The sequence below is a fragment of the Maridesulfovibrio sp. genome, from assembly GCF_963677005.1.
In the GTDB taxonomy this organism is placed as follows: domain Bacteria; phylum Desulfobacterota; class Desulfovibrionia; order Desulfovibrionales; family Desulfovibrionaceae; genus Maridesulfovibrio.
On the sequence record NZ_OY781616.1, the window covers coordinates 2,087,417 to 2,111,210 of the forward strand.

Genomic DNA, 23,794 nt, shown 5'->3' on the forward strand with positions numbered 1-23,794 from the left:
CGCCCGGTTTAGGGCATCAACAGGCACTGCGGTTCTGGAGTCAACATACATACGGGAAAACCAACCTCACTCCCATGAAAGCTAAGCGGCCAGGAAGCTCACTCTTCCTGGCCGCTTACGTTTTCACTGTCGCTGCACAGAACCAGTTTTTCGGCTTCATTTCCGGGCATCGGCCGGCCCAGATAAAATCCCTGTACCGTGTCGCAGCCCAGCTCGCGAAGTATGGCAAGCTGGTTTCCGGTTTCCACTCCTTCCGCAACCGCTTTCATTCCCAATCCGTGGGCCAGCGATATTATGGAGTCCACAAGCTGCTTTCCATCGCCGCCGGATTCCAGTCCGTCAATAAAACTCTTGTCGATCTTCAGGCTTCTTGCCGGGAAAGTACTCAGATATGCCAGCGAAGAATAGCCGGTACCGAAATCATCTATGGAACAATGCACCCCAAGAGCCAGAAGAGACCTGAGCTTGGCTGCGGCCAACCCCGGATCAGCCACAAAAGCGGACTCCGTCAGCTCTATGTATAGACTTCCCGGAGGTATCCCGTTTCTCTCTATGGTCTCGGAGACATACTTCACAAGCGCCGGTTCCGTAATGTTCTTCGCGCTCATGTTGACGGAAAGATGCAGTCCCCGACAAACTCCGCTTACACTCATGCACGCGGACCACATGGAGCAGGCCTTTTCCATTACATGACGATCCAGTCTGACGATAAGTCCGGTCTCTTCCGCCATGGGAATGAATTCCGCAGGACTGACCAATCCTCTCTCAGGATGGTGCCAACGCACCAGAGCCTCGAATCCGATGAGGAAAATCCCGCCCTGTATATCATACTGCGGCTGATACACCACCTCGAACTGATCATGCTGCAAAGCCGCGTTGAAGTCGCTTTCAAACTGAATGATATCCAAAGAGGACGCATACATGGACCTGGTGAACACCGAAAGGATATTCTTACCGCGCTGTTTCGATCTGCGCATGGCTATATTGGCGCGGTTGATGATTTCATCCGGCCCCAGTTCCTCATCATTTCCCCGGTGAATGTACATGCCGTAACTGACATCCAGCTTGAACTCGACACCGCCTATTTCATAAGGTCTGCTTAATTTTTCCCTGATTTCAGTCAGCCTTGCCAGACTCCGGCATGAATCAATATCCCGAAGCAGGATTACGAAATCATCACCGCCGATCCTGCAGACAACGGAATTCCTGCCTGCCGCCTCGGAGAGTCTGGACGATATATCCACGAGCACATTGTCCCCGGTATAGTGGCCGAAGCTGTCATTGACCCGTTTGAAATTAAGCATATCCAGAAAAACAACGCTGTAGCGCCGGGAAGGATCTTCCTTGCAGCAGTCCATGGCCGACTGTATCTGTTCAGTCAGCATTCGCCGGTTGGGAAGGCCGGTCATGTAATCACGGTATGCCATACGTTTGAGGGCTTCGCGTGATTTCAAAAGATTCCCGAAGACACGGACAGTGAGATAGGCGGTGGCAAAGACGAAAATACTGCCAAGGCAGAGTATGGGCCCGAAAATTGAATTGAAATCAAAACGGTAGTGGAAAGTCTCACCCATCAGGACTATCGAATACCCGGCCACGAAGGAGGCGATCAGCCCGATGAGAAGGAAAAAACTCTTACGTACCCGGCGGTACAGTAAAGGCTCTTTTGTGCGCAGCATGCCGATCTGGCGGATATAAACCCATATTCCGCTCAAAAGCAGGATCAGTCCGCTGGAAAGGCAGGCAAAAAAAATCGCATGGTCAGGTTCATTCAAATTATGCATACGGTATTATTAAACTCAATACAAAATGCTGTAAACAATTCAAAGGAAGGCGGAATCATTTCAGTTTTCCAAGTTCCCGAACAAGTACCCCGAGATCAGGACGGCTGTTGATGTCATGTACATCCACATAACGCACAATCCCCTGTTTATCTATTATGAATACGGCCCGCTCGGCGATTCCTCCAGCCCGCAGCACGCCGTATTTCGCAGCGGTCTTCCCATGCGGCCAGAAATCCGAAAGGACCGGAAACCAGACTCCGTTATCACCCATCTGTCTGGTCCAGGCATAAAGCGAAGGGACATTATCGGCAGTGATGCCCAGCAGCACGGCGTCATTCTTCTCAAAAAGTTCCCGTGCAATGTTGTATCCCGGCCACTGGCCGGAACAAACCGGAGTGAACGCCGCAGGGACAAAAGAAATAACCACATTCCTGCGCCCTCTGAAGGACGAAAGTCTGATTTTGTCCCCATTGATTGACGGGAGCGTGAAATCAGGAGCCATATCGCCAACGCGGACCTTCAAGGAACTGTCCACGGGCTTGAGTTTTCCGGGATCAAAAATCTGCTCCGCTGAAACATCCGCCTGTGCAACAGCAGACAGGAGAATTGAAAGAGCCGCGAACATACATATTATCCATTTTTTTTTCATTTCCCGATGACCTTCTTCAACTTATCAAGAAAAGTTTCCATACCGCCCATACGCCCTTCATGAGAAAATACGGTTCGCAACTCTGCCCCATCTTTTTCAACCAGATAGAAGCACGGCGTTCCCGGACCGCCAACATCGGCATGTATCTTCAACTCCGGGTCGGGGAACAGAGGAAACTGCACCGCATACTTATCCCGGAAAAAATCAGTTTCGAACTGCGAATTTCCTACTCCGACACCGATCATGACAATTTTACCGGATTTTCCGGCCTTAAGAAGCTTTGTGTAAAGAAGGTTAGTCTCCGGCGCTTCCTTCTGACAATGCGGACAATACATGCTGAAAATCTCAACCAGCACATAACCTGCGTCAATGTCCGAAATTTTCCAGGGCCCGTCACCCTTCAGGCCGAGATACCTGCGCTGACCGTCTGTCAAATCACCATTGAGTTCCGCATCGGGAAAATTTGCCCCCGGATCAAGATGTCCGGCATAGGCCGCACCGGCCATGGCAAGAAGTAACAATATCAAAAATTTTATTCGTAGCAGCATGATTAGATTCCTCTTTTGTTTTCATGAAACTGTATGTCCTGCGACACGGATGTCCAGCCATAATTCTTTGCCCATACTTTGACACAGATTAATGTCTGCTCAGAAGCCTTTAAAACATAATACAATCGGCAGCCAATGCTTGTGGATAAATTAAATCAATTACGATCTGTGTTGAATGCGCGCTGTTCTCATGCTATTATAGTAACACTCAAAAACGGTTTAGGCCGTTAATTCATCATGGAGGATTTGGTCCAGCTAAGGCATAATTCATTATAATTATTGCTTTCACCGCATTCCGGTTTTTAATTTTGTAACAGGGGAGCTTTACCGCTATGAAATTCAGGATATTTCATGGTTCAGTAAGAAAGAAACTGGTCTTTCTGGTACTGCTGGCAACTCTCCCCGCGTTCATGCTCAATTTCGGCACGGAATGGGAAAAGCGCCAAAAAACACTTGATACTCTCAAACTTGATACAACAATTTATTTGAACAGCTTCAGTCATGTCCAGCAGAGAATCACCGATTCCACCAAAACGCTGCTCCAGACAGTAGCAGCCATGCCTGCAGTAAAAAAAATGGAACGGGATACAATCCATGAAATCCTGACAACCATTCTGCAGGAAAATCCGATGTTCACAAACGTCATCCTGGTAGATACCAAGGGAGATGTAGTAACAGCGGGCAGGGACACCGACGAGGCCAGACAGTTTAATTTTTCAGACCGCAAACAGTTCAGGGAAGCACTGCAGACAGGCTCATTTTCTGCAGGACAGTTCATGGTGGGAAAACAGACCAGAATGTCCATTTTTCCATTTGCCATGCCTATCACAACATATGAAGGCACCTATGCAGGAGTCATGCTTATAGGTGTAAGTCTTGATGACTACAGCAGACTTTTCGATGAATGCTCTTTCCAGTCAGGACTTTTCTTCGGGGCCTGTGATGCATATGGAATAAGAATTTTCAGGCACCCCATGCCGAAAGGCCTTTCCATAGGACAACCCATTCAAAAAACAATTTTCGATCAGGCCCGGGCGGCGAAGGGCAGTTCTACCATGGAACTGAAAGATTCGTCCGGAGTGGACAGGATAATCGCTTCGACCCCGTTACGGCTGACACCTGACAGCGAGCCGTACATGTACATGTTCATGGGACGGGATTCTTCTGCTGCGCTGAGCAATACCGACTCAGTGCTGATACGCGGGCTGCTCACAACTTTTGCATCTCTCACACTGGCACTGCTGATAGCATGGTTTGTAGGAGGGCGGGGAATTGCCGGAAATCTGGAACGAATGGCTGTTATAGCCCATAATCTAGGCAGCGATAAACCTATCCCCCCAAGCAATATAGATTATGACGACGGTGAAATAGGATACCTTGCCCGAACATGGGACAATATGATCGCCATGCTCAATAAAAGGGAAAAAGAAAAAAACGAAGCCCTTGCCCAACTCTCCGAAAGCGAAGAAAGGCACAGAATCATACTTGAGCACAATCCCGGAGGGATAGCGCTCATAAATCCAGACACACTGGAAATACTGTTCGCCAATCCGGCTTTTATGACTCTTTTCGAGATAGCGACAACCTCTCTGTCCACAGTAACGCTATGCGATCTGCACCCGAGTAAAGACTGTCCACGAGTACGCGAAGAGTTGAACAGGCACCTGCGTTCCGGGGGCGGAACAACGCAGGAAATGGCATTCAGGACCTTGAACGGAAAAATTGTGCTGACGGATTTCAGTACCGCAGTGCTCACACTCATCGGCAAAACATATCTGGCCGGATTTTTCACCGACATAACGGAACGCAAAAATTCCGAACACGAACTGCTGACGGCAAAGGAAATGGCGGAGCGGGCCAATGTGGTCAAGGATGATTTTCTGGCCAATATAAGCCACGAACTGCGGACTCCCCTGAACGGAGTAATGGGCATGCTGCAACTGCTGGAACTTTCCGACCTGAGTGAAGGCCAGGCCGGCTATGTGGATATCGCCCTTAAGTCGTCAAACAGCCTGCGCAGAGTTATTGACGATCTGCTCGATTTTACCAAGATAGAAGCCGGCATGCTTGATATCCGGGAGGAACCTTTCGACCTTGAAAACCTCCTGCGCCAATGCGTGGATCTCCTTCGTGTTCAGGCAGATGAAAAAGGATTGCAGCTTACATGGAATGTGCATCCGGGTACGAATAAAAAATTTCTCGGCGATACCGGCAGGCTGCGGCAGATTCTCTTTAACCTGCTCGGCAATGCCATAAAATTCACTGAAACGGGCTTGATTTCAATTGAATCGTTTACACTCCCATCTCCTGAAGAATCACGTGAAAGGCTGTTCCTTTCCGTAACGGATACAGGGGTAGGTATCCCCGACGACAGAATAAAAGACATTTTCGAGTCCTTCACACAGGTGGACGGGTCCAGAACGCGCAAATATCAGGGAGTCGGTCTCGGGCTATCCATAGTCAAAAGACTGGTGTCCCTGATGAACGGGAGTATGACAATTGAAAGTGAACCGGGCATGGGAACCAGAGTACAGTTCTGCGTATCCGTGGGTAGCTGTATACAGGTTGAAGACACAGATGAAGAAGAGCCCTTGTCCGGCCATTTAGACAGAAAGCTGAAACTGCTGCTGGTGGAAGATGAGAAGGTAAACATGTTCATGGCCAAACATATTCTGGAAAAAATGGGTCATGATGTAGACTGCGCTGAAAACGGCAGACAGTGTCTGGCCCAGATCGCCAGACAGCCGTATGATGCCGTGCTTATGGATATCCAGATGCCGGAAATGACCGGCATAGAAGCCACCAGACGCATACGTTTCGCTTCGGAATTTGAAAGCGTTTCCTCCATCCCTATCATAGCATTATCCGCTCATGCGACCAGTTCGGATGTTGAGGCTGCAATGCGAGCCGGGGTAAATGAATATATTACCAAACCCTTCGAACGCGCACGGCTGGAAGAAGCCCTTCAGAAAATTGGAAGCAACCTCAACTTTTCCAGAACCGACAACGGATAAGCCCGGGTTGGTTATAAAGTTGTAAAGACCTGCAATGCAACTGGCAGACCGAAATTAAAAAGCTGGCATTCTAATTTTTTCAGTGTTAGTAATGCTTATCATTAGTAACAAGAAGATGCTTATTTTGCCCGTGACCAGAACAGCGCAGTCATGTTATCAATAGCATACTCTGTAAGATTTCTGCACGTATACAATACCATACCCAACCAAACTCAATGGAAATTTTATGAATATTTCAGACCGTCTCAAATTTTCCGTAGTCCTGCTCGGACTCATCCCTGTTATATTGGCCCTGGTTCTGTGGCTGCTCTGCCCTGAAATCATAACAGGCACCGCGGCAACCGTACTTGTCAGCGGAACCATCCTGAGCGTTGCGGTCTCCACGCTGGTATACATCAGCATCCGCCGGGACCTGCGCAAACCCCTGAGACAGCTTCATAATTATGCAGTAGAAATCGCGAAGGGTCAGAAGCTCAGCGACTGCGAAGGAGTTTTCAAATACGAACTTCTCGATCTTAAAGAAGCTATCTGCTCAATGATCAACGGTCTTGAAGAGGCCGGTAAAAAGGCCACGGAATTACGCCGTGCAGCCCAGCAGAAAGCGGAAGAAAGCGAACAGGCTCTGGCGCTTAGCAAAGAGAAGGAAGAAGAAACAACCAGACTGCTGGACTCCATGCGCAAAGTAGCAGACAAAGCCAAAAGTTCATCCGTAACTATATTCTCCAACATCAATGAACTGATAGAACGCATTGAAGCCGTGGGCGAGGGTGTTCAGATTCAGCGTGACCGTATGACCGAAACAGCCACGGCAATGGAAGAAATGAACTCCACGGTCTTTGAGGTTGCCAAAAACGCATCACTTGCGGCTGGAAACGCCGAAGAATCCAGAGCCAATGCCGCAACCGGCGCGGAAGGAGTCGACTCCGCAGTTACCGCCATACGCAAAGTTGAGCAGGAGGTCCTTTCTCTCAAGGAAACAATGGCCCAGCTCGGTCGCGGCGCTGAAAGCATCGGACAGGTAATAAACGTCATCAACGATATTGCCGACCAGACCAACCTGCTTGCCCTCAACGCCGCCATTGAAGCGGCCAGAGCAGGGGAAGCCGGACGCGGATTCGCCGTAGTTGCGGACGAAGTGCGTAAACTGGCCGAAAAAACCATGGTCGCCACAAAAGAGGTCGGAGACGCCATAACCGACATCCAGCAGCACGCACAGACCAACGTTGTCTCGGTTGAACGGGCCGCAGCGGATATTGTATCCGGAGCGGAGATCGCCGCTGAATCAGGACGGCATATGGAGGTCATCGTAAATATCATCGAATCCACTTCGGTACAGGTGGACTCGATAGCTACTGCGTCCGAAGAACAGTCCGCCACCAGTGAAGAGATCAACAGCGCTGTCTCGGAAGTAACAAGGGTGGCTCAGGAAACAGCGGACGGAATGGACGAAGCCAGAGAAGTGCTCATAGCCGTTTCCGGGCTGGTTCAGGAACTGGATACCCTCATCCACGGAATGGCAACAGGCGAGCTTGAATCCGCAACAGGAAGTGAGCTAATTACCTGGAGCGACTCCGCCTATTCTGTTGGAATCAGGGCCATAGACATACAGCACAAAAAACTGGTGGATATGATCAACGGACTGCACAAGGCCATGCGTGACCGGGCTTCCGAACGGGTCATGAAAAAACTGGTCGAAGAATTGAAAAACTACACGGTTGAGCACTTCAATTGCGAAGAAAAACTTTTTGACAAGTACGGTTACCCTGCAACCAAGGGCCACAAGAAACTCCACGAGAAATTTGTAAGCCAGGTACAGGACTTTGACGAAGAATTGAAAAGCGGCAAGGCCAAAGTGACCATGGAAGTCATGCAGTTTCTTACCGACTGGCTCATACAGCACATTCAGGGTGACGACAGAAAGTACACCGCGTTCCTCAACAGCCACGGAGTTAGATAGGAAGCTACAACTCAATCTTTTCAGATAATTACACAACATTACATCCGGCAACCCGGACAGGCGAAGACGTATCCGTCCGCCTCATGAATATGGGGAGGATGGAATAACGCCCTTATGCTGCCCGGATTGCCGGAATCGATATCCAATAGAACTGAACATTCTGCTTGTTTTTGAGAAGCTCTCCCCTGCGTAATCCGCACATATCCGGCAGTACTCAGTTATCACCGATACGCAGGAATTCCCCCGGAGGGCCCAGACGGATGGAATATATAATGGCCAGACTTCTGATCACCAGAGTGATGAAGAATCCGCAGATGGATGGCATAGGTCCGGGAACGCCTGTAGACACAAGGAGAACGTAAGTGGCTGCTCCTGCGAGCACGGCCACAGCGTAAAGCTCTCCGCGCAGGATCATGGGACGGCGAGTGGTAAGCACGTCACGGATTACTCCGCCGCCGATGCAGGTTATCATGCCCATAAGCACGGCGATGACGGGATGGGCTCCGGTTTGCAGAGCAATACTGCTGCCCACCACGCAAAAGGCGCTCACGCCGATGGCATCGGACCACACAAGTGCGACAGCGCCGCCCTTACGCGCCTGGCCGGGCCAGAAAAAGGTCAGGAGCGCGGCAAACACGCAGACCAGCATCTCGCTGGGGTCTTTGACCCACCACACAGTGCGCCCCAGAAGCAGGTCCCGGATAGTACCTCCGCCGATACCGGTGATAACACCGATAAAAACGTAGCCGACAATATCCAGCCGCTCGCGCCCGGCAGCAAGCGCTCCGCTGATTGCGAAAATTGCGTCACCCATATAATTGAAGACGTGAATCGCGGTATTGATGAAAGCGGAATTATCCCCTGTCATATGTCCTTCCATGTTCAGTGTTGTTCCGATAGCGATCTGTACCTGAAGGCTGAGGCTTAATCAATGCCCTGCACGGTTTCCGCAGATACATTTCGCTCAGCACCGGAGAGATATTTTTCAACATAATCGACAGTTAGATTATATTACCACGCAAATAATCATACTACAATACTACACTGACCGTTATGCGTCTCCCAGGCTTCCCGGCAAAGCTGTTATGAAAACATTGCGGATTCCCTTCCGGCCAGCTTTTGTGTACACAAAATGACTGCCAAGGAGACTCTGATGCTTGAATCCGTTCTGACTTTACTGACCGTCTGCTTTCTGGCCCGCATGAGTCCGGGACCGGATATGATGCTTCTCATTCACCACTCCGGGAGCGGGAATTCTACATCCGGCAGTTTTTTTTCAGGATCACGCAGTGCCTACGGATGTGTACTTGGAGTATGCACAGGGCTGGCTTTCCATGTCAGTCTTTCCATTCTAGGTCTGGCTCTGCTCCTTAAAAGCAACCACCTGCTTTTCGAAGTCCTGCGGTATGCAGGAGCGATGTACCTGATTTATATCGGCTGCCGCTGCCTTATGGACAAAAGCACAACCGTTTTGACGGACGGGGAAGTATGTGCACCGGCGGCGACTTTCGGTCAGGGGTTCAGAGACGGACTGTTCTGCAACCTGCTGAATCCGAAAGTGACCCTTTTCATCCTCAGTGTATTCATGCAGCTTACCGGCCCTGATTCCGGGTTGACGGAAAAGATTGTATACGGTTCAGTCATAGTCGGGGAAGCGCTGGTAGGCTGGGTGTTGTTTCTGCTCTTCCTGAACACACCTTTCATGAAAAGGATCTACGGCTGCCACGCGTCCGTCCTCAACAAAGCCACCGGGACGATCCTGCTGCTTCTGGGCGGAGCAATCTTCATTTACGGATAACGCCCGACTTTCAAGTTGCCGGCAGCAGGTCCACCCGCAGGGCACGCAGACCGTGTACCCCCTGCAGGTCTTCAAGGATAAGATGCTCCACTTCGCCGCTGACATACCCTTTATCCGCCAGATATTCGAAATAGCTGAGATATTCACGCCATTCACGGTCCTGCGTGTAAATTACCGCCAGCTTGCCGGGTTGGGTCAGCCTTTCGCCCGTACCTAGAATAGTCGATTTGTCTATACGCTTTTTGATGATCTCGTAACGGATGTTATAAGTACCTTCCACCTCGAATCTTTTCTCATCCACGCGAAACTGGATTGTCAGGGGAGCGGAATGCACCAGAATGAGCGGTGCGCAGGAAAGAGGAATCTTCATTTGATCCAGCATGGATTCGGTAAGACGGGACATTTCGCACATCTTGGTCAGTTGCCAGATCCGCAGATTTTTCAGTTGGACATCCTCGAAATGGAATTTTTCCGTCATGGCCCGCCCGATGTAGATATTATACTCCACTCCGTCTGTGCGGTATTTTTCAAAATAATGGGGAAAGATGTCCTGAGCCTTCCTTTCCGCATCTTCAAGGAATTCGGAAAGGACCGTGTTGAGCATGGACACGGATTCCTCATAATCCCTGCGCTGGCGGTATATGATTCCCATGCCGGGACTCATCATTTCAAAATATTCATCAATCCTTGCCGAATGAGCTTCGGAGTTATCCCTGAGGTAACGGAAAAAGGGTTCCACGCGCTGTTGCAGAAATTCAATAACGGAAATTTCATCACCGGAATCAAGGCCTGACGCAACCTTATCCCTGAAGCGGCCAAGAGTGGAAATAAAATAATCGGCTATGGGGATACTTCTGTTTTTATAGATGTCTTCCAGTGTTTCCGATGCCAGTTCCAACTGCTCCAGCAGATCGTTCTGGATGGCCAGATTGCGCTGTTCCGAAGAGCTTCGGATGTCCATGCTCCCGTAAAGCGGATAGATGTCCTTGAAAACAATATTTTCAAAATCAGCGCTGCCGTCTTTTTCCAGTCTGTTGAGGTAGCGGAAGGCCGCCTCTTCGAACCGCCAGGCGACACTTGGATGAATGGCTGTGCAAAACTCCTTTATAACGCTGTCCACCCTTGATTCCAGGTAGTTCATTTCCCGGCGCACAGCCACGCTAAGGCCCGGCAGAAGTTCCGATATTTTGCGGACACCACTGCTGCTGATCATCTCCGAAGAACCGGAAGCCAGTTCCAGAACAGCAATTACTTCACCATTTTCCTTGAGCGGGATCAGGCCGATGCTTCGAATCCCCGAATCGTGAAGAAACGTTCCGACTCCCTCATCACCGCATTCCAGAACTTCCGGCACAAAATACGCTTCGCCTGTATCAAGAAGCTGGCCGTAAACGAAATCCAGCAGTTCCGAAACATCGCCAGGATACTCTCTGAACACGCTGCGCAGAGTGCAGTCCGTATTTCCTTCAACCACTCTGTAACGGAAAAAGAAGCCCGCACGCAGGTCCTCAACCCGGAGGATGGAACCCAGCCTGTGGGCAACGGACTCCACTGCCTGCGGATTGCGCAGAGCCCCGCTGTTCATCAGGTCCGACTTCAGCCGGGAAATATTCTCCTTTTCGGTAACTTCCACATACCGGACCGTGATGATTCCCCTGAAGACAAGGCCGTCCAGGGGCATCAGCTTTTCAAGAGTCTTGCGGTCCCTCATTATCAAAAGGCGCGAGAACTGTTCGCGGGGCAGTATTTCAAGTCCGGCTGCGTCCACTTCCACAAAACGAAAAGAATATTCTGTCAGGAAATACCGGTCGATTGAGCTTCCGGGGTCGACCATTTTCATGACCGCTTCCATCATCTCGTGGTCCAGATCATAATAGATATCGAAAAGCATGGTGTATGCGAAAAGCAGGTTCTCCCCGGCGAGATCGGTCAGAATCTGCATTTCCAGACTCTCGCTGAGAACCAGTTCTCCCCCGCGGTCCTCGAAGAGCTCCCTGTATCTGGCCGAACTGAAAAAATGTTTCCGTGTAAACGGACGCATGGCCCGGCACAGGACATTGCCGTCGTCCAGTTCAGGAAAAACAAACCCCATCAGAAAGCGTATTTCATCGGCAAATATGCCGGGATCGTCTTCGGAAAATGAATCAAGAAGGCCGCCGGGCTTTTCCATGGATTCCAGAATCCGGCCCACTTCCCGACCATAATAATTTTCCGATCGTTCGTAGATATCTCTGGCCTTGCGGTATAGCGGCGCAAAGCTGAGTTCAGTACCGAAAGGCAAATTCTCATAAACCCGGTCCACAGAATCACGCATGTTTCGACTCCACCTTTGAGATTATCTCTAATATGATTATTACGCGAATCCGTGCATGTCCAGCATAACGGACGAAACAGGCCACATTGCAAATTCAGTTCGGCGTGTATATATTTATGACAAAATCCGTGGAGGAACGATGGTAAGAAACAGGATAATTTCCCGCAGGACAGCGCTGAAACTCACTGCAGGGGGAACCCTCGGGCTGCTGGCAGGCTGCGCAATAAATCCCGTCACCGGACAACAGCAACTGATGCTGATATCCCCGCAGCAGGAAATTGATATGGACCACCAGAATTCCCCGCATCAATTTTCAGCCGACTACGGTGCGGTGCAGAACAAAACGGTCAACAGCTACATCAGTGAAGTGGGTTCTTCACTGGCCGCGACCAGCCACCGCCCGGACATGCCCTACACTTTCCGCTGCGTAAACGCGGTTTACGTCAACGCCTACGCCTTCCCGGGCGGAAGCATCGCCTGCACCAGAGGAATTCTGCTCACTCTGGACAATGAAGCCGAACTGGCTGCCCTGCTCGGCCACGAAATAGGCCACGTATGCGCCCGGCATACAGCGTCCCGAATGAGTTCATCCATGGCGATACAGGGGGTAATAGCTATCGGGACAGGGGTGGTGGCCACCCAGAACAGGGACCTGATTCCGCTGGCCGCTGGCCTCGGAGGGATAGGTGCCGGCCTGCTGCTGGCCAGCTATTCTCGTTCCGATGAACGGCAGGCGGACAGTCTGGGAATGGAATATATGGATAACGCAGGCTACGACCCGGAAGGAATGGTCGGGCTGATGGAGGAATTGAACAGACTGAACGAAAGCCAGCCGTCTTTTGTACAGCAGATGTTCGCATCCCATCCCATGAGTTCCGAACGTCTGGCAACCGCCATTGAAAAACGCGATACAACCTATTCCGACAGACGTGGAAAACTCCTTCATGAGCGCTACATGGACAACATCGCCCCGGTATTGAAAATCAAACCGGCCATAGAGGAAATGCAGAAAGGAGAAGCGCAGATGCGCCGGAAGGCATTCACCGAAGCGGAAAAACATTTTTCCCGGGCTCTGAGCATTGCCCCCGGAGATTACGCAGGACTGCTGCTCATGTCCAAGTGCATGATGGCAATGGGCAAGAATAATGAAGGGCTGGCCTATGCCCGCAAAGCGGAAGAAAAGAATCCCGAAGAAGCGCAGGCACTGCATATGCTGGGCATGCTTAACCTCAAGACAGGACGGGTTGAACAGGCCCTGAACAACTTCACCGCCTATGAAAAAGTCCTGCCCGGAAACCCCATGACCAATTTCTATACGGGTTTCTCATACGAAGCCATCGGCAACAAAGCCATGGCAGCCCAACAATACAGCCTGTTCCTGAGGGCTTCCGGTCAGGGAGATTATGCAAAACATGCCTACAGCAGACTGCTCTCATGGGGATATGTGCGCCAGTAACGGCCACCGGCCTCAGAAACCGTCTTTTCTAATGGATATGCTTTCCATTTTTAAGTATTATCGGGAAAAAATTAATTCGGAGCAAAACAATGAAACAAAACTCTTCCATACTGACTCTTAGCGTATTTTTTTTCGCAGCGTACCTGCTGTTACCGCTTGCTGCGGCACAGGCATTCAGCCTGAGTGATCTTTCCTCTACTGCTGAAAGTGCGCAAAGCGCTGCGGAAGGAACAAGCCTGCTCAGCAGGGCCAAAGACGTCTACAGCGGATTTTCCGACTGCACTGAAAATCTGGTAAGCGCCCAGACCGCGACCATGAGCCTGGTCAACCCGGATTCGACTTCCGGACTCACCTCCAAACTCGGATCAATCGAATCGGAATCAGGAATCACCAAACTCATCAAGATGGTTGCCTTTTCCGAAAGCATGGACTCGACAACAACCAGTTCCTCGCTGTCCGACAAGCTGACCGGCATCCTCACCAATCCGGAAAGTTTAACCAAAGCAAAGGAAGCATACACACATGCGTCTTCCGCCTATACTTCCGGAAACAGTTCCGTGAGTGAGGCCAAGACCCTGTACACAGAAATCAAGGAATTCATATCCTCCCCCTCGTCCAAGGGGCTCAGCGAATCACTGCTTTCCGGCCTTAGCGATTATTCGGACAAAATTCTGCCTTTCATAATCGAAAACGGTCCGGCACGGGTAAAAACCGCTGCAAGCATCGCAGACACCCTGAAAGGCTTCTTCTAGACCGCCCCCTTTTAACGGCACAATCCCCCCGGCCCTAAAGCTGGGGGGATTGTTTTTTTTGATGCGCTTCGCGCTTTTGATAATTTAATTTCGCCTCTGGCAGCCAAAGGGTCCGCGACCCTTTGGAACCCCTATTAGATTAGGGAAGTTGCTTTGAAAACCGTTAATCTAAACTCAAGCCTTGCGGAGCTAAGGCAATAACTATGTTTTTCCAAGTCCGCATCAGCTGAAATATCCGTCATCTTTCAGGCTTCCTATCAGCCTTTCACAAAGGTCCGCCTGATTCAGGGTGTAGATATGCACGCCGGGCGCGCCCTTATCCAACAGGTCGGCTATCTGCCTGCGGGCAAAATCGAATCCGAACTCCATGACTGCCTCGTCACCGCCCTGCCCAAACGCCTTTTCCACCCCGCAATACAGATCACCGGGAATGGCCGCCCCGCACAGGGACATAATCCGGCGCAGAGAGGCAAGCGACCGGATGGGCAGAACTCCGGGGATGACCGGGGCATGCGCCCCCAGCCCGGACAGCCTGTCCGCATAATCGAAATAACGGCGGTTATCGAAAAAAAGCTGGGTCACGGTAAAATCAGCACCTTTGGCAAGCTTGCCGCAATGCCAGTTCAAATCCTGCTCCACAGATGGAGATTCCGGGTGTGCGCCGGGATAACCGGCCACGCCGAGTCCGATGGACGGAAATTTTTCATTCACATACTCAACAAGGTCGCAGGCGTGAGAAAAACGGCTGCTCGCGTCTTCCTCCGCCCTTCCGTCTCCTCCTAGCGCCAGAATATCGCTTACACCGCACTCCCCCAACCGGTCGATAAACCGGTCTATGGATTTTTCACCCGCCCCGACACAAGTAAGATGGGCCAGAATATCTATTCCCATTTCCCCCTTGAGAATACCGCAGATTTCAAGAGAGTTGTCGTGGGACGATCCTCCGGCTCCGTACGTAACGGAAACGAACAGAGGACCAAGATCGGCCAGACGACCGGCTTTTTCCATAAATGCAGGCCATGTTTCCTTGTCCTTGGGGGGAAAAAACTCGAACGAGAAAAAACGGTCGGTCTCCTGAATATTCCTTACCACTTGCATTGTCTGGTTCTCCATTATGTTTTGTCTCCCCTGACCGAAGACCGCATAGAAGCGGCCTTCGGAAAGAAGATAGGGACTGGGTTTGATGTGCTTCGCGCTTTTGATAATCTTATTTCGCCGTCTGAGGCATTCAGATTTTCTCCCGGACATTGCGGGCTGCGCGGACCATGTTTTCAAGCGCTGGTTCCACTTCTTCCCAGCGTCGGGTCTTGAGGCCGCAATCCGGGTTGACCCACAAACGCTCTGCGGGGATGACTTCAAGGGCTTTTTCAAGCAGCTCTTCTATCCCTTCAACTGAAGGGACCGCCGGACTGTGGATATCATAGACGCCGGGACCGACCTCGTTGGGATAGTTGAATTCCCGGAAGCTGCCGAGCAGCTCCATGCGGCTGCGGCTGGCCTCTATGCTGATCACATCGGCATCAAGCCCGGCAATTGCCGCCATGATGTCGCCGAATTCGCAATAGCACATATGGGTATGAATCTGGGTCCGGTCTGCAACGCCGGATGATGCCAGCCGGAAGGATTCCCCGGCCCAGCGGAGATATTCATCCTGTTCCGACCGGCGCAGGGGAAGTCCCTCGCGCAGGGCTGGTTCATCAATCTGAATGATCGAAACACCGCCCTTTTCAAGGTCGGAAACTTCATCACGCACGGCCAGAGCTATCTGCCTGCATACCTCGCTGCGATGGCAGTCATCCCGCACAAAACTCCAGCAGAGGATCGTGACCGGTCCGGTCAGCATGCCTTTGACCTCACGATCGGAAACGGAACGGGCGTAATTTATCCAGTCCACGGTAACCGGCTGCGGCCTTGAGACATCTCCGTAAATCACCGGCGGTTTAACGCATCTGGAGCCGTAGCTCTGCACCCACCCGTTGGAAGTGAAGCAGAACCCTTCGAAATGCTCACCGAAATATTCAACCATGTCGTTGCGCTCCGGCTCTCCGTGAACCAGCACGTCCAGACCGGCCTCTTCCTGACGGTGCACGCAGTCTTCAATATAAGCACGCATGAAACGCACATATTCATCCCGGTCGATCTCACCGGTCTTGAATTTTCTTCTGGTCGCACGGACTTCGGGAGTCTGGGGAAAGGAACCGATCGTTGTCGTGGGCAGCAATGGCAGCCCAAGGGCCTTGCGCTGCACTCCGGAACGGACGGCATAAGTAGATTGACGCTTGAAGGCCTCGGCACCTAGAGATTTCAGCCGGGCGGAAACATCGGGATTATTCACCCGGACACTTTTGCGGCGACCGTCCAGTATACGGCGGTTCTCGGTCAGAATATCATCAACATCGCCTCCCGTTGCCGCCGCAGCAATGCAGCCGACTTCAACGCATTTCTGCCGGGCGAAAGAAAGCCAGGACTTAATTTCATCATCAAGCCCGGTTTCAAGCTCAAGATCAAAAGGAACATGCAGCAGCGAGCAGGATGGACCGACCATGACCCGTTCCGAGCCAAGCTTTTTCGCCGCCTTTTTGACAAGCTCCACCGCCCTGTCGAGATCGGCACGCCAGATGTTGCGCCCGTCTACCACCCCAAGCGAAAGCGAAAGTCCCGGCCGCAAGGATTCAAGAAGCGGGGCCAGATCCTGTCCGCCGCGGACAAGGTCCACATGCAGGGCATCCACGGGAAGACCGGCTGCGGTTTCCAGGTTATCCCCCAATCCTCCGAAATAAACTGCCACCATAACTTTAAGCTTCAGCGCAGCTTCCCTGAAGGTCCGATAGACCGGCCCGAACAGCCCGCGCACTTCCGGGTCAAGGTCAAGGGCCAGCACGGGTTCATCCAGCTGCACCCATTCGCATACGGTCGATATCTTTTCCAGCAGTTCACAATAGGCGGGGATGAGGTTCTCCAGCAGCGACAGCCTGTCGAACGGACGATCCGCGCATTTGCCGAGTAGCAGGAAAGTGAAAGGTCCCGGCAGAACGGCCTTGACCTTGTGGCCTGCCGCAACAGCTTCCGCGGCCTGCTCCAGAATGCTCTCATCGGCAAGGCGGAACTGCTGGCCTTCCCTGAATTCCGGAACAATGTAGTGGTAATTGGTATCGAACCATTTGGTCATCTCCATGGCCGGGACGCCGTTTTCTCCGGTTTCGCCACGGGCCATCCTGAAATAGTCGTCCAGACCGGCCCTTTCTCCGGCAACACCGAACCGTTCCGGGAAAGCCCCGAACCGTACGGCGTTGTCCAGCATATGATCATAATATGAAAAGTCGCCCACAGGCAGCAGGTCTATCCCTGCTTCGGACTGGGTCTTCCAGTGTGCCAGCCTTAGTTTCCTTGCGGTCAGGGCCAGATCATCCGCTCCGGCTGATCCGTTCCAGTAGGCTTCCAGTTTTTTCTTCAGTTCCCGGTTACTGCCCATTCTAGGGTAGCCCAGTGTGTGCGTCAGCATTTCGTTTCTCCATGGTTGCGATTTCCGCCAGTTGGCGGCGGGGGATTTCCCCTTTTACGGACCTGTTCGCGAGGTCTCGGCACCGACACCCGCAGGACGTCTTCTGGCTTCCGGGCTGTGTTGACGCATGACCCGGTCCTTCCCGTTATAACGGTGGACCGTGCCCTTTTCCCGTATTTACGGGCCCGGTTACAGCAGCGCGCCTGCGACGGATTTCCACCGTCTTCCGTTTCCTGCGGATTTAAACAATACGTCAATATATAAAAATATTGTTATATAGTGATCAAAAGATGCCAACAACCATAATCAAAGTCAAGCATGTTTTTAAAATTTCAGTCTGGTGGATTGATTGCGGCTGATTTAACCAGCCCTAAGGATGGAAGATGGTGCGCATGGAAACTTATTAGGTCAAAACCACACTCATAAATGCTTTTTTTTGCGGGGTTGATAAAACAACGCCATGTAATAAAAAGGCTCCCGGAACTGCTTCCGGGAGCCTGATAAACTGACCGTATAAAAATGCCGCCTATGGGCAGTCGCTGACATTGAACTTTTCCCGGTATGTGCCGTCAACTCCGGGGAAGCGGGTCAATGCACCTTTCACCAGGCATTTGCCAACCACGCCGATGCCTTCAAAATCGGAGCTGGTTGCAAGTCCCTTCCACAGATAGGTCTTGTCCGGGGTAACCAGAAAAATGCTGACCGTGTTGTCCTGGCGCGAAGCATCCGGGGCAGGATTCACCCCTATATCCGAATAACTCTTGCTGATGAAATCATATTCCACCGAGTCCCGGGAATAGCTTACGCCCCTTTCCATATAGGACTTGGACCCGAAACCGACGACAATCAGAAAATCCGGGTTGGTCGCGGAGTATGTAAAACCCTTTGCTTCAAGCTCCAGCTTTGCTGAGTTCAGCAGCATGTCCTCGACTTCCTTCCGTGATTCGCTGCGCTTCTTGAACCCGAAGGTTTTCAGCTTGCTGAAATCAACTCCCGGAGTCGGTTTATTCTCAACACTCATATCAACATATACACACCCTGAAAGCAAAATGGCCAACAAAGTGAAAATTGCCAGTAACTTCCTCACGGTTAACTCCTGCTGTATCTGCTATGGCAAGCCTGATCAAGCCAAACACGCCTTTACTATTACCCATATTCTAACTAGTTAACCCGTTTAGCTGTTTTAGCCAAGGATTAAAAGCATTCACGGGCATTGAAGAATAAAATAATTCATTTTCCCCTGCGCCGAGAATAAGCTGCCATTTCGCTGAATCAGGAGGGGTATCATGCGTGTAAACAAGGACCGGAGATCTACGAACAGAATCAATCTTTCAAGAATCAACAATGTCTGCAGACAATGTGATGTTGCAGCCCTGTCCGGAAAGGGAGAACTGGACATAACCATTGTAGACATATCCCAGCAGGGAATGAAACTGAGCATAAACTGCGATGAAGACCGCTGCAAAATCAGCCCGCTGGATGAAATCTTCATCCGCGGATGCATTTTCAATGACAGGATCGGTTTTCTAAGCAGTCAGAAAGCGGTTACAGTCTGGAAAGAAGCAGGTTTTTGCGGGGTGCGATTCGTTCCCCAGCTTGAATTCGCAGAGCCGGACATTCTGGCCATGCTTTCATAATCCCGGCGGATAACATTGCGGCAGAGGGCATAAAAACCGGCTTTCAAATAATCCGGCAAGCTGCTATTTTCCAATCCATGAACAACGAGGCAGAAAAAACAATCGCCTGGGTGGGCAACACATTTTTCCGCACAGGCATGGATTCACTAGGGTACAGGACAGTACACATCCCCATACGCGGACAGCAGGTATTCACCTGGGAAGAGATTGTCCGCATTACCGGGCAGAAACCGTACGCAGTTGTTTACGCCGACCGTTCCATTGCCCCGCCTCTGGCCGGAGTGGAAAATTTTCCATGCCTCACTGTTTTTCACTGCATCGACACTCACATCCACAGCTGGTACCCGCTCTACGCCCAGGGGTTCGACATCTGTCTGGTCAGCCTCAAGGATCATCTGGACCGCTTCACTCCCCGGCTGAAGGAATCGCGCCTGACCTGGTTTCCGCCGGTGGTCATGGACAACGATGTGCCGCTGGAAATGGAAAAGGAATGGGACCTGCTCTTTGTGGGAAAAGTGGACCCGGACCTTACCCCGGCACGCATGAAATTCCTGAACGAAGTCGCCAAGCTGGTTCCCGGACTGCACGTAACCCAGGGCGAATACCGCAAGCTGTTTCCCAAGGCCCGTGTGGTCCTGAACATTGCCGAGCGCGGAGACCTCAACTTCCGGGTATTCGAAGCACTGGCCTGCGGGGCATGTCTGCTTACTCCAAGAATAGAACAGGGACTCTTCGACCTCTTTGAAGACGGGGTGCACCTTGTCGCATACGAACCGGAAAACGCCGAAGACCTGAACGCCAAACTCCAGATGCTGCTTTCAAATGACGGTCTGCGCGAAAAAATAGCCAGACAGGGAAACGAACTTATCGAAAAATCGCACCGGATAATCCACCGGGCAACCACCCTTCATAATATTATCAGCGGAATGAATGTGGAAGCGGCCATTGAAAACCGCATCAAAGCCGCACCGCTGCTGCGCCGGAATTTCCTTAAATCCATCTACCTGCACTGGGCCGAACAGATCGGCACACCGGAATTTCAGGAAAAATATCTCTCGGCAGCACGGGGATGAAAACGTTGATGTGCGCTGTATTCTTGAGTTAAACATATCCGGATCAGATTATATCTTCCAGAATCCGCTTGAACCGGAGCGTCACCCCGCGCACGATTTTGCTCTGCCCGGTACTGTCGCCCCCTGCATAGACAGCCACCTGCGTCCGCTCACTGGCTCTGTATGAAGTGAAACCGGTGTCCTCATCAGCCCTTTTGAACCGGGTATCGCCGAACTCGATTACGTATGAGCGTTTCCGGGCATACTTATCCACCAGACTAAGAACAACGTCAGCTATCATCACATACGTGTCCTGAGTGGCATACTGTCCCACGATCGCTCCCACGGCTGCACCGGACGCAGCGCCCATAACCATGGAATCCGTTGACTGTCCCATCCTCGCACCGAGATATGCGCCGCCACCGGCACCCCACAGACTCACATCATCAGCAATATCCGTGGACATCTGGCCCGAATAGCGCAGGTTTATATCCAGATGAACGCAGTATTTGCCCTTTGCAACAATTTTATATCCTTTGGAACGGTATGCTGCCTCAAGGGATTTGCGCAGGGCTTTCAGATTTACGGCCGGATCACCGGAGGTATTCCGGATGGTCAGCTTCAGACGCGGACTGTCGAACTGCGAAGGATCAATCACAAAACTGCTGCTGGTAATTGAGCCGTACAGAAGACCGGTTCTCTGGTCCCGGACCATTCCCATGCGCTGTTTGCTCTGGCACCCGGCCATGAACATCACGGCCAGCACAACAACCGCAACCTGCATAAAATGTATTCTCTTCAACGTGGTGCTCCTATGTGCGATATTTTATGCCGTACTGCTTTAAAAATTTTATTACCTCGGAATAATGCACGGCAAACGAAATGTTGTCTGCCTCATCAAAACCCCAGGAATTCACTCCTACCACCCTGTCCTTGTAGAACAGAGGGCCCCCGGAATTACCGTTGTTTATGGCCGCATCGGTCTGGATGTACCGTATTTTACGGTCCTTGGACGGGACCATGTGACTCTTCAGTTGTCTGTAGGCACTGAAAACGCCTCTGGTAATGGTGTATTTGTAGCCGAGAGGATGGCCGATGGCCTCCAGAGTCACTCCGGCAGGAATGCTATTCTTAGTGTAAAACCTGACCGGTTTACCCCTTATCCCCACCTTGATGAGCGCAAGATCCCGAAAAGTGTCCACGGCAATAACGCGGCCGTAGGTTTCCATGTTGTTATGCAGCTGAATTTCGGCGTAATCACTGCCTGCCACCACATGGTTGTTGGTCAGAATTATATTGTCGGTAACAAAGAACCCGCTGCCGAGTGCATACCCGCCCCGGTACTGCATAATGACCACAGTGGAATCAAAACGGGGATCGTTTCCGGTATCAGAGCCGTATTTGTCGGCATAGAACTCTTCGAGGGCCTTGTTGCGATTATTGAGTATCACCCTGCGAATCTGCGCGACATTGCTGTATTTGCGGTCCTTTTCCCTGTGTTCGAGATAATAGCCGAGCAGTTCGGACAGCTTCACATCAACAGGCTGTATTTCCCAGTCTCTGACTTCCTTGTCGGTATTGTAGCTGCTCAGAATGCGAACCCGGCTCGGGTCATCGGCATTAACGCCGTAAGCCACTCTGAAAGTTCTTTTCTGAACGATATTGAATACATCGGCAAAGTACGTCCGGGCCTTGCGATCAATGATCACAAACTGCACCGATGCCACCTTGGCAGTATTCAGGGGTATCACCTGATAGCTGTAGTTCTGATAAATCGGCTTTTCCACCATTCGCGGAATTTTGGTGGCGTTTGCCAGTGCCGAGTTGTATTTTTCCTCTTCACGGTCAGCAGCATTGGCTATGGGAATGCTCAGTGCCGCGCCGATAAGCCCGAAAACCATATTCACATTGGCACGGTCGTTGAGTTCTTCCCGCTTCAGCCGATGTTGCTCCAACACCATCTGGGCCTGATCGAATTCCTGATTGTAGCTTTCCCGGTAACCGATAATGGCCTTGCTGCGCATGATTGTGGGCTTGTAGGTCTTACGGTCCAGTTTGGAAGCTGTCTCGTTTATAAGAACAACTATATCCGCGTCCCCGGCAGTATTGGAGTCGTACATGGTTTTGGCCGCCAGTTGCTCCGCCTTTACCGGCAGGTCCATATCAAAACCGAGCCCGAACTCTATGCAGTGCTCCATGAGCATGCTCTTACTGGTCACACGCAGGAAAGCTATTTTGCAATCCGGAACTTCGGTGATCGGAAAGCCCTGCTCGCGGGCTTTCATCATGGCCTTTATGACCGTGCGGAATGATGTTCTGCCCTTGCCGGACTCCTGGCTCAGCAGGGAGCGGAAATACCGCCCTTCCATAGTACGCAGAGTCTCCGGGGGGATGATGTCGCCGTAGGTCTGTACCATGTGGGTTATTTCCTTACGGGAGGCATCGGCCATGGTCCTTTCCAGGAAGGCGGCCTGCGACTTCAGCAACTCCTCGGCATCAACGGAAACGGGATATATGGAGAAAAAGGAAGGCGCGCTCAGCAGGGGATACTTTCTGAACCGGTTCGGGACATCGGTGCGGATCTGTTGCTCCCTTTCCCGGAGCAGGGTTTTCAACTTGTCCAGACCCGGCGGGATGTTGTCCAGTTCCGTGAGAACGGCATTGGTTTCGATTTCGTCGATGAGATTTCTGGCATTGTCCATCTTCAACCGCACAAGGGGCCATTGTGCGGACTTGACCGGCCAGCGGACGGAAAGCAGATTGGTAGTGGCGGCTGAAACCTTCGGAGTGTACCGGTCCCGGATAACACCGGCAGCCTTGCCTGCCCGGGCAAGCAAATCGGGGTTTTCCAGAAAATAATCCCTGTTTTCCAGCCAGATTTCTTCGGCAAGATCCAGCTTGTTCCTGTCCAGGGCTTCTTCGAATCTCTCTTCCGGGGTGGAGGCTTTAGCGTAATCCTCAATGCCTTTCTTTATTGAACGTGATGCCCGGCAGCCGCTCACAAAGACAAACAGCACCAGCAGCCCGACAAACAAAAATCTCCGATTCACCTCACCCTCCAAAAAAACGCTTTTTCAGACGTTTTGTTCTGAAAGGAGATATCACATACGTATATGCTATATCAAGATAAACTAAAGAAAGGATTAGAATGAATTAATTTTTGAATATGGTTATTGCCTTAGCTCCGCAAAAAGTTTGATCAACGTAATTATTTTCAAGGGAATAGACTGAAGCCACTAGGGTTTCCAAAGGCCCATCAGCCCTTAGGCGAGAGGCTTTGCTTCGAGTCTTAGGGATGTGGAGAGCAGAGATGGATTATCCCCTTTGGCCG

Annotated in this window: 17 protein-coding genes and 1 riboswitch; of the genes, 7 read left to right on the forward strand and 10 right to left on the reverse strand. The window is 51.4% G+C overall.

Annotated features, from left to right (window positions below; all coding sequences use genetic code 11):
- Nucleotides 1-98: 98 nt before the first annotated feature.
- Genes ACKU4E_RS09385 through ACKU4E_RS09395 form a run of 3 tightly spaced genes read right to left on the reverse strand, consistent with a single transcriptional unit; the run spans nucleotide 99 to nucleotide 2,981 of the window.
- A complete protein-coding gene (locus tag ACKU4E_RS09385) occupies nucleotides 99-1,784 on the reverse strand; it encodes an EAL domain-containing protein (protein ID WP_320170813.1) in 1,686 nt (561 codons plus the stop codon).
- A 55-nt stretch (nucleotides 1,785-1,839) separates the two neighbouring features.
- Nucleotides 1,840-2,409: a peroxiredoxin gene (locus ACKU4E_RS09390; protein WP_320170814.1), complete on the reverse strand. Its 570-nt coding sequence runs from the start codon at nucleotides 2,407-2,409 to the stop codon at nucleotides 1,840-1,842.
- Between the two features lie 20 nt (nucleotides 2,410-2,429).
- Nucleotides 2,430-2,981 carry a TlpA disulfide reductase family protein gene (locus ACKU4E_RS09395; protein WP_320170815.1) on the reverse strand — a complete coding sequence of 184 codons (552 nt, stop codon included), beginning with the start codon at nucleotides 2,979-2,981 and terminating at the stop codon, nucleotides 2,430-2,432.
- A gap of 332 nt (nucleotides 2,982-3,313) precedes the next feature.
- Between ACKU4E_RS09395 and ACKU4E_RS09400 the strand changes: the two genes are divergently transcribed.
- Nucleotides 3,314-5,995 carry a response regulator gene (locus ACKU4E_RS09400; RefSeq protein ID WP_320170816.1) on the forward strand — a complete coding sequence of 894 codons (2,682 nt, stop codon included), beginning with the start codon at nucleotides 3,314-3,316 and terminating at the stop codon, nucleotides 5,993-5,995.
- A 226-nt stretch (nucleotides 5,996-6,221) separates the two neighbouring features.
- Nucleotides 6,222-7,952: a bacteriohemerythrin gene (locus tag ACKU4E_RS09405; protein ID WP_320170817.1), complete on the forward strand. Its 1,731-nt coding sequence runs from the start codon at nucleotides 6,222-6,224 to the stop codon at nucleotides 7,950-7,952.
- Nucleotides 7,953-8,166: 214 nt separating this feature from the next.
- Here the strand turns inward: ACKU4E_RS09405 and ACKU4E_RS09410 are convergent, their stop codons facing one another.
- Nucleotides 8,167-8,820, reverse strand: a complete 654-nt coding sequence (locus ACKU4E_RS09410) for a trimeric intracellular cation channel family protein (RefSeq protein ID WP_320170818.1) — start codon at nucleotides 8,818-8,820, stop codon at nucleotides 8,167-8,169.
- Nucleotides 8,821-9,105: 285 nt separating this feature from the next.
- On the opposite strand from ACKU4E_RS09410, the gene ACKU4E_RS09415 reads away from it, so the two are divergent.
- Nucleotides 9,106-9,750, forward strand: coding sequence for a LysE family transporter (locus ACKU4E_RS09415; protein WP_320170819.1), 645 nt, complete (start codon nucleotides 9,106-9,108; stop codon nucleotides 9,748-9,750).
- Nucleotides 9,751-9,760: 10 nt separating this feature from the next.
- Here ACKU4E_RS09415 and ACKU4E_RS09420 read toward each other — a convergent pair whose 3' ends face one another.
- Nucleotides 9,761-12,064 carry a hypothetical protein gene (locus tag ACKU4E_RS09420; protein ID WP_320170820.1) on the reverse strand — a complete coding sequence of 768 codons (2,304 nt, stop codon included), beginning with the start codon at nucleotides 12,062-12,064 and terminating at the stop codon, nucleotides 9,761-9,763.
- Between the two features lie 139 nt (nucleotides 12,065-12,203).
- Here ACKU4E_RS09420 and ACKU4E_RS09425 point away from each other — a divergent pair, with 139 nt between their 5' ends.
- Complete coding sequence (locus ACKU4E_RS09425) at nucleotides 12,204-13,520, forward strand: M48 family metalloprotease (protein WP_320170821.1); 1,317 nt, start codon at nucleotides 12,204-12,206, stop codon at nucleotides 13,518-13,520.
- Between the two features lie 89 nt (nucleotides 13,521-13,609).
- Nucleotides 13,610-14,272: a hypothetical protein gene (locus ACKU4E_RS09430; RefSeq protein ID WP_320170822.1), complete on the forward strand. Its 663-nt coding sequence runs from the start codon at nucleotides 13,610-13,612 to the stop codon at nucleotides 14,270-14,272.
- Between the two features lie 222 nt (nucleotides 14,273-14,494).
- Here ACKU4E_RS09430 and ACKU4E_RS09435 read toward each other — a convergent pair whose 3' ends face one another.
- The 3 genes from ACKU4E_RS09435 to ACKU4E_RS09445 form a co-directional block, all read right to left on the reverse strand.
- The gene (locus ACKU4E_RS09435) at nucleotides 14,495-15,370 is read right to left on the reverse strand and encodes a methylenetetrahydrofolate reductase (RefSeq protein ID WP_320170823.1); all 876 of its coding nucleotides are present in this window, start codon (nucleotides 15,368-15,370) and stop codon (nucleotides 14,495-14,497) included.
- A 130-nt stretch (nucleotides 15,371-15,500) separates the two neighbouring features.
- The gene (gene metE, locus ACKU4E_RS09440) at nucleotides 15,501-17,774 is read right to left on the reverse strand and encodes a 5-methyltetrahydropteroyltriglutamate--homocysteine S-methyltransferase (protein ID WP_320170824.1); all 2,274 of its coding nucleotides are present in this window, start codon (nucleotides 17,772-17,774) and stop codon (nucleotides 15,501-15,503) included.
- Between the two features lie 75 nt (nucleotides 17,775-17,849).
- Nucleotides 17,850-18,027: riboswitch (cobalamin riboswitch) on the reverse strand.
- Between the two features lie 273 nt (nucleotides 18,028-18,300).
- On the reverse strand, nucleotides 18,301-18,861 hold the full coding sequence (locus ACKU4E_RS09445) for a DUF4136 domain-containing protein (RefSeq protein WP_320170825.1): 561 nt from the start codon (nucleotides 18,859-18,861) through the stop codon (nucleotides 18,301-18,303).
- Between the two features lie 199 nt (nucleotides 18,862-19,060).
- On the opposite strand from ACKU4E_RS09445, the gene ACKU4E_RS09450 reads away from it, so the two are divergent.
- Together ACKU4E_RS09450 and ACKU4E_RS09455 are read left to right on the forward strand one after the other, a co-directional pair.
- Complete coding sequence (locus ACKU4E_RS09450; protein WP_320170826.1) at nucleotides 19,061-19,411, forward strand: pilus assembly protein PilZ; 351 nt, start codon at nucleotides 19,061-19,063, stop codon at nucleotides 19,409-19,411.
- Nucleotides 19,412-19,488: 77 nt separating this feature from the next.
- On the forward strand, nucleotides 19,489-20,484 hold the full coding sequence (locus tag ACKU4E_RS09455; RefSeq protein ID WP_320170827.1) for a glycosyltransferase: 996 nt from the start codon (nucleotides 19,489-19,491) through the stop codon (nucleotides 20,482-20,484).
- Nucleotides 20,485-20,527: 43 nt separating this feature from the next.
- Here the strand turns inward: ACKU4E_RS09455 and traT are convergent, their stop codons facing one another.
- Together traT and ACKU4E_RS09465 are read right to left on the reverse strand one after the other, a co-directional pair.
- Nucleotides 20,528-21,265 (reverse strand): complement resistance protein TraT, encoded by a 738-nt coding sequence (traT, locus tag ACKU4E_RS09460; protein ID WP_320170828.1) that lies wholly within the window; start codon nucleotides 21,263-21,265, stop codon nucleotides 20,528-20,530.
- A 10-nt stretch (nucleotides 21,266-21,275) separates the two neighbouring features.
- Nucleotides 21,276-23,513 carry a S1C family serine protease gene (locus ACKU4E_RS09465; RefSeq protein ID WP_320170829.1) on the reverse strand — a complete coding sequence of 746 codons (2,238 nt, stop codon included), beginning with the start codon at nucleotides 23,511-23,513 and terminating at the stop codon, nucleotides 21,276-21,278.
- Nucleotides 23,514-23,794 lie beyond the last annotated feature (281 nt).

Coding starts and splice junctions, on each gene's coding strand:
- ACKU4E_RS09385 (WP_320170813.1), bottom strand. CDS start 1,784: ATGCATAATTTGAATGAACCTGACCATGCGATTTTTTTTGCCTGCCTT.
- ACKU4E_RS09390 (WP_320170814.1), bottom strand. CDS start 2,409: ATGTTCGCGGCTCTTTCAATTCTCCTGTCTGCTGTTGCACAGGCGGAT.
- ACKU4E_RS09395 (WP_320170815.1), bottom strand. CDS start 2,981: ATGCTGCTACGAATAAAATTTTTGATATTGTTACTTCTTGCCATGGCC.
- ACKU4E_RS09400 (WP_320170816.1), top strand. CDS start 3,314: ATGAAATTCAGGATATTTCATGGTTCAGTAAGAAAGAAACTGGTCTTT.
- ACKU4E_RS09405 (WP_320170817.1), top strand. CDS start 6,222: ATGAATATTTCAGACCGTCTCAAATTTTCCGTAGTCCTGCTCGGACTC.
- ACKU4E_RS09410 (WP_320170818.1), bottom strand. CDS start 8,820: ATGACAGGGGATAATTCCGCTTTCATCAATACCGCGATTCACGTCTTC.
- ACKU4E_RS09415 (WP_320170819.1), top strand. CDS start 9,106: ATGCTTGAATCCGTTCTGACTTTACTGACCGTCTGCTTTCTGGCCCGC.
- ACKU4E_RS09420 (WP_320170820.1), bottom strand. CDS start 12,064: ATGCGTGATTCTGTGGACCGGGTTTATGAGAATTTGCCTTTCGGTACT.
- ACKU4E_RS09425 (WP_320170821.1), top strand. CDS start 12,204: ATGGTAAGAAACAGGATAATTTCCCGCAGGACAGCGCTGAAACTCACT.
- ACKU4E_RS09430 (WP_320170822.1), top strand. CDS start 13,610: ATGAAACAAAACTCTTCCATACTGACTCTTAGCGTATTTTTTTTCGCA.
- ACKU4E_RS09435 (WP_320170823.1), bottom strand. CDS start 15,370: ATGCAAGTGGTAAGGAATATTCAGGAGACCGACCGTTTTTTCTCGTTC.
- metE (WP_320170824.1), bottom strand. CDS start 17,774: ATGCTGACGCACACACTGGGCTACCCTAGAATGGGCAGTAACCGGGAA.
- ACKU4E_RS09450 (WP_320170826.1), top strand. CDS start 19,061: ATGCGTGTAAACAAGGACCGGAGATCTACGAACAGAATCAATCTTTCA.
- ACKU4E_RS09455 (WP_320170827.1), top strand. CDS start 19,489: ATGAACAACGAGGCAGAAAAAACAATCGCCTGGGTGGGCAACACATTT.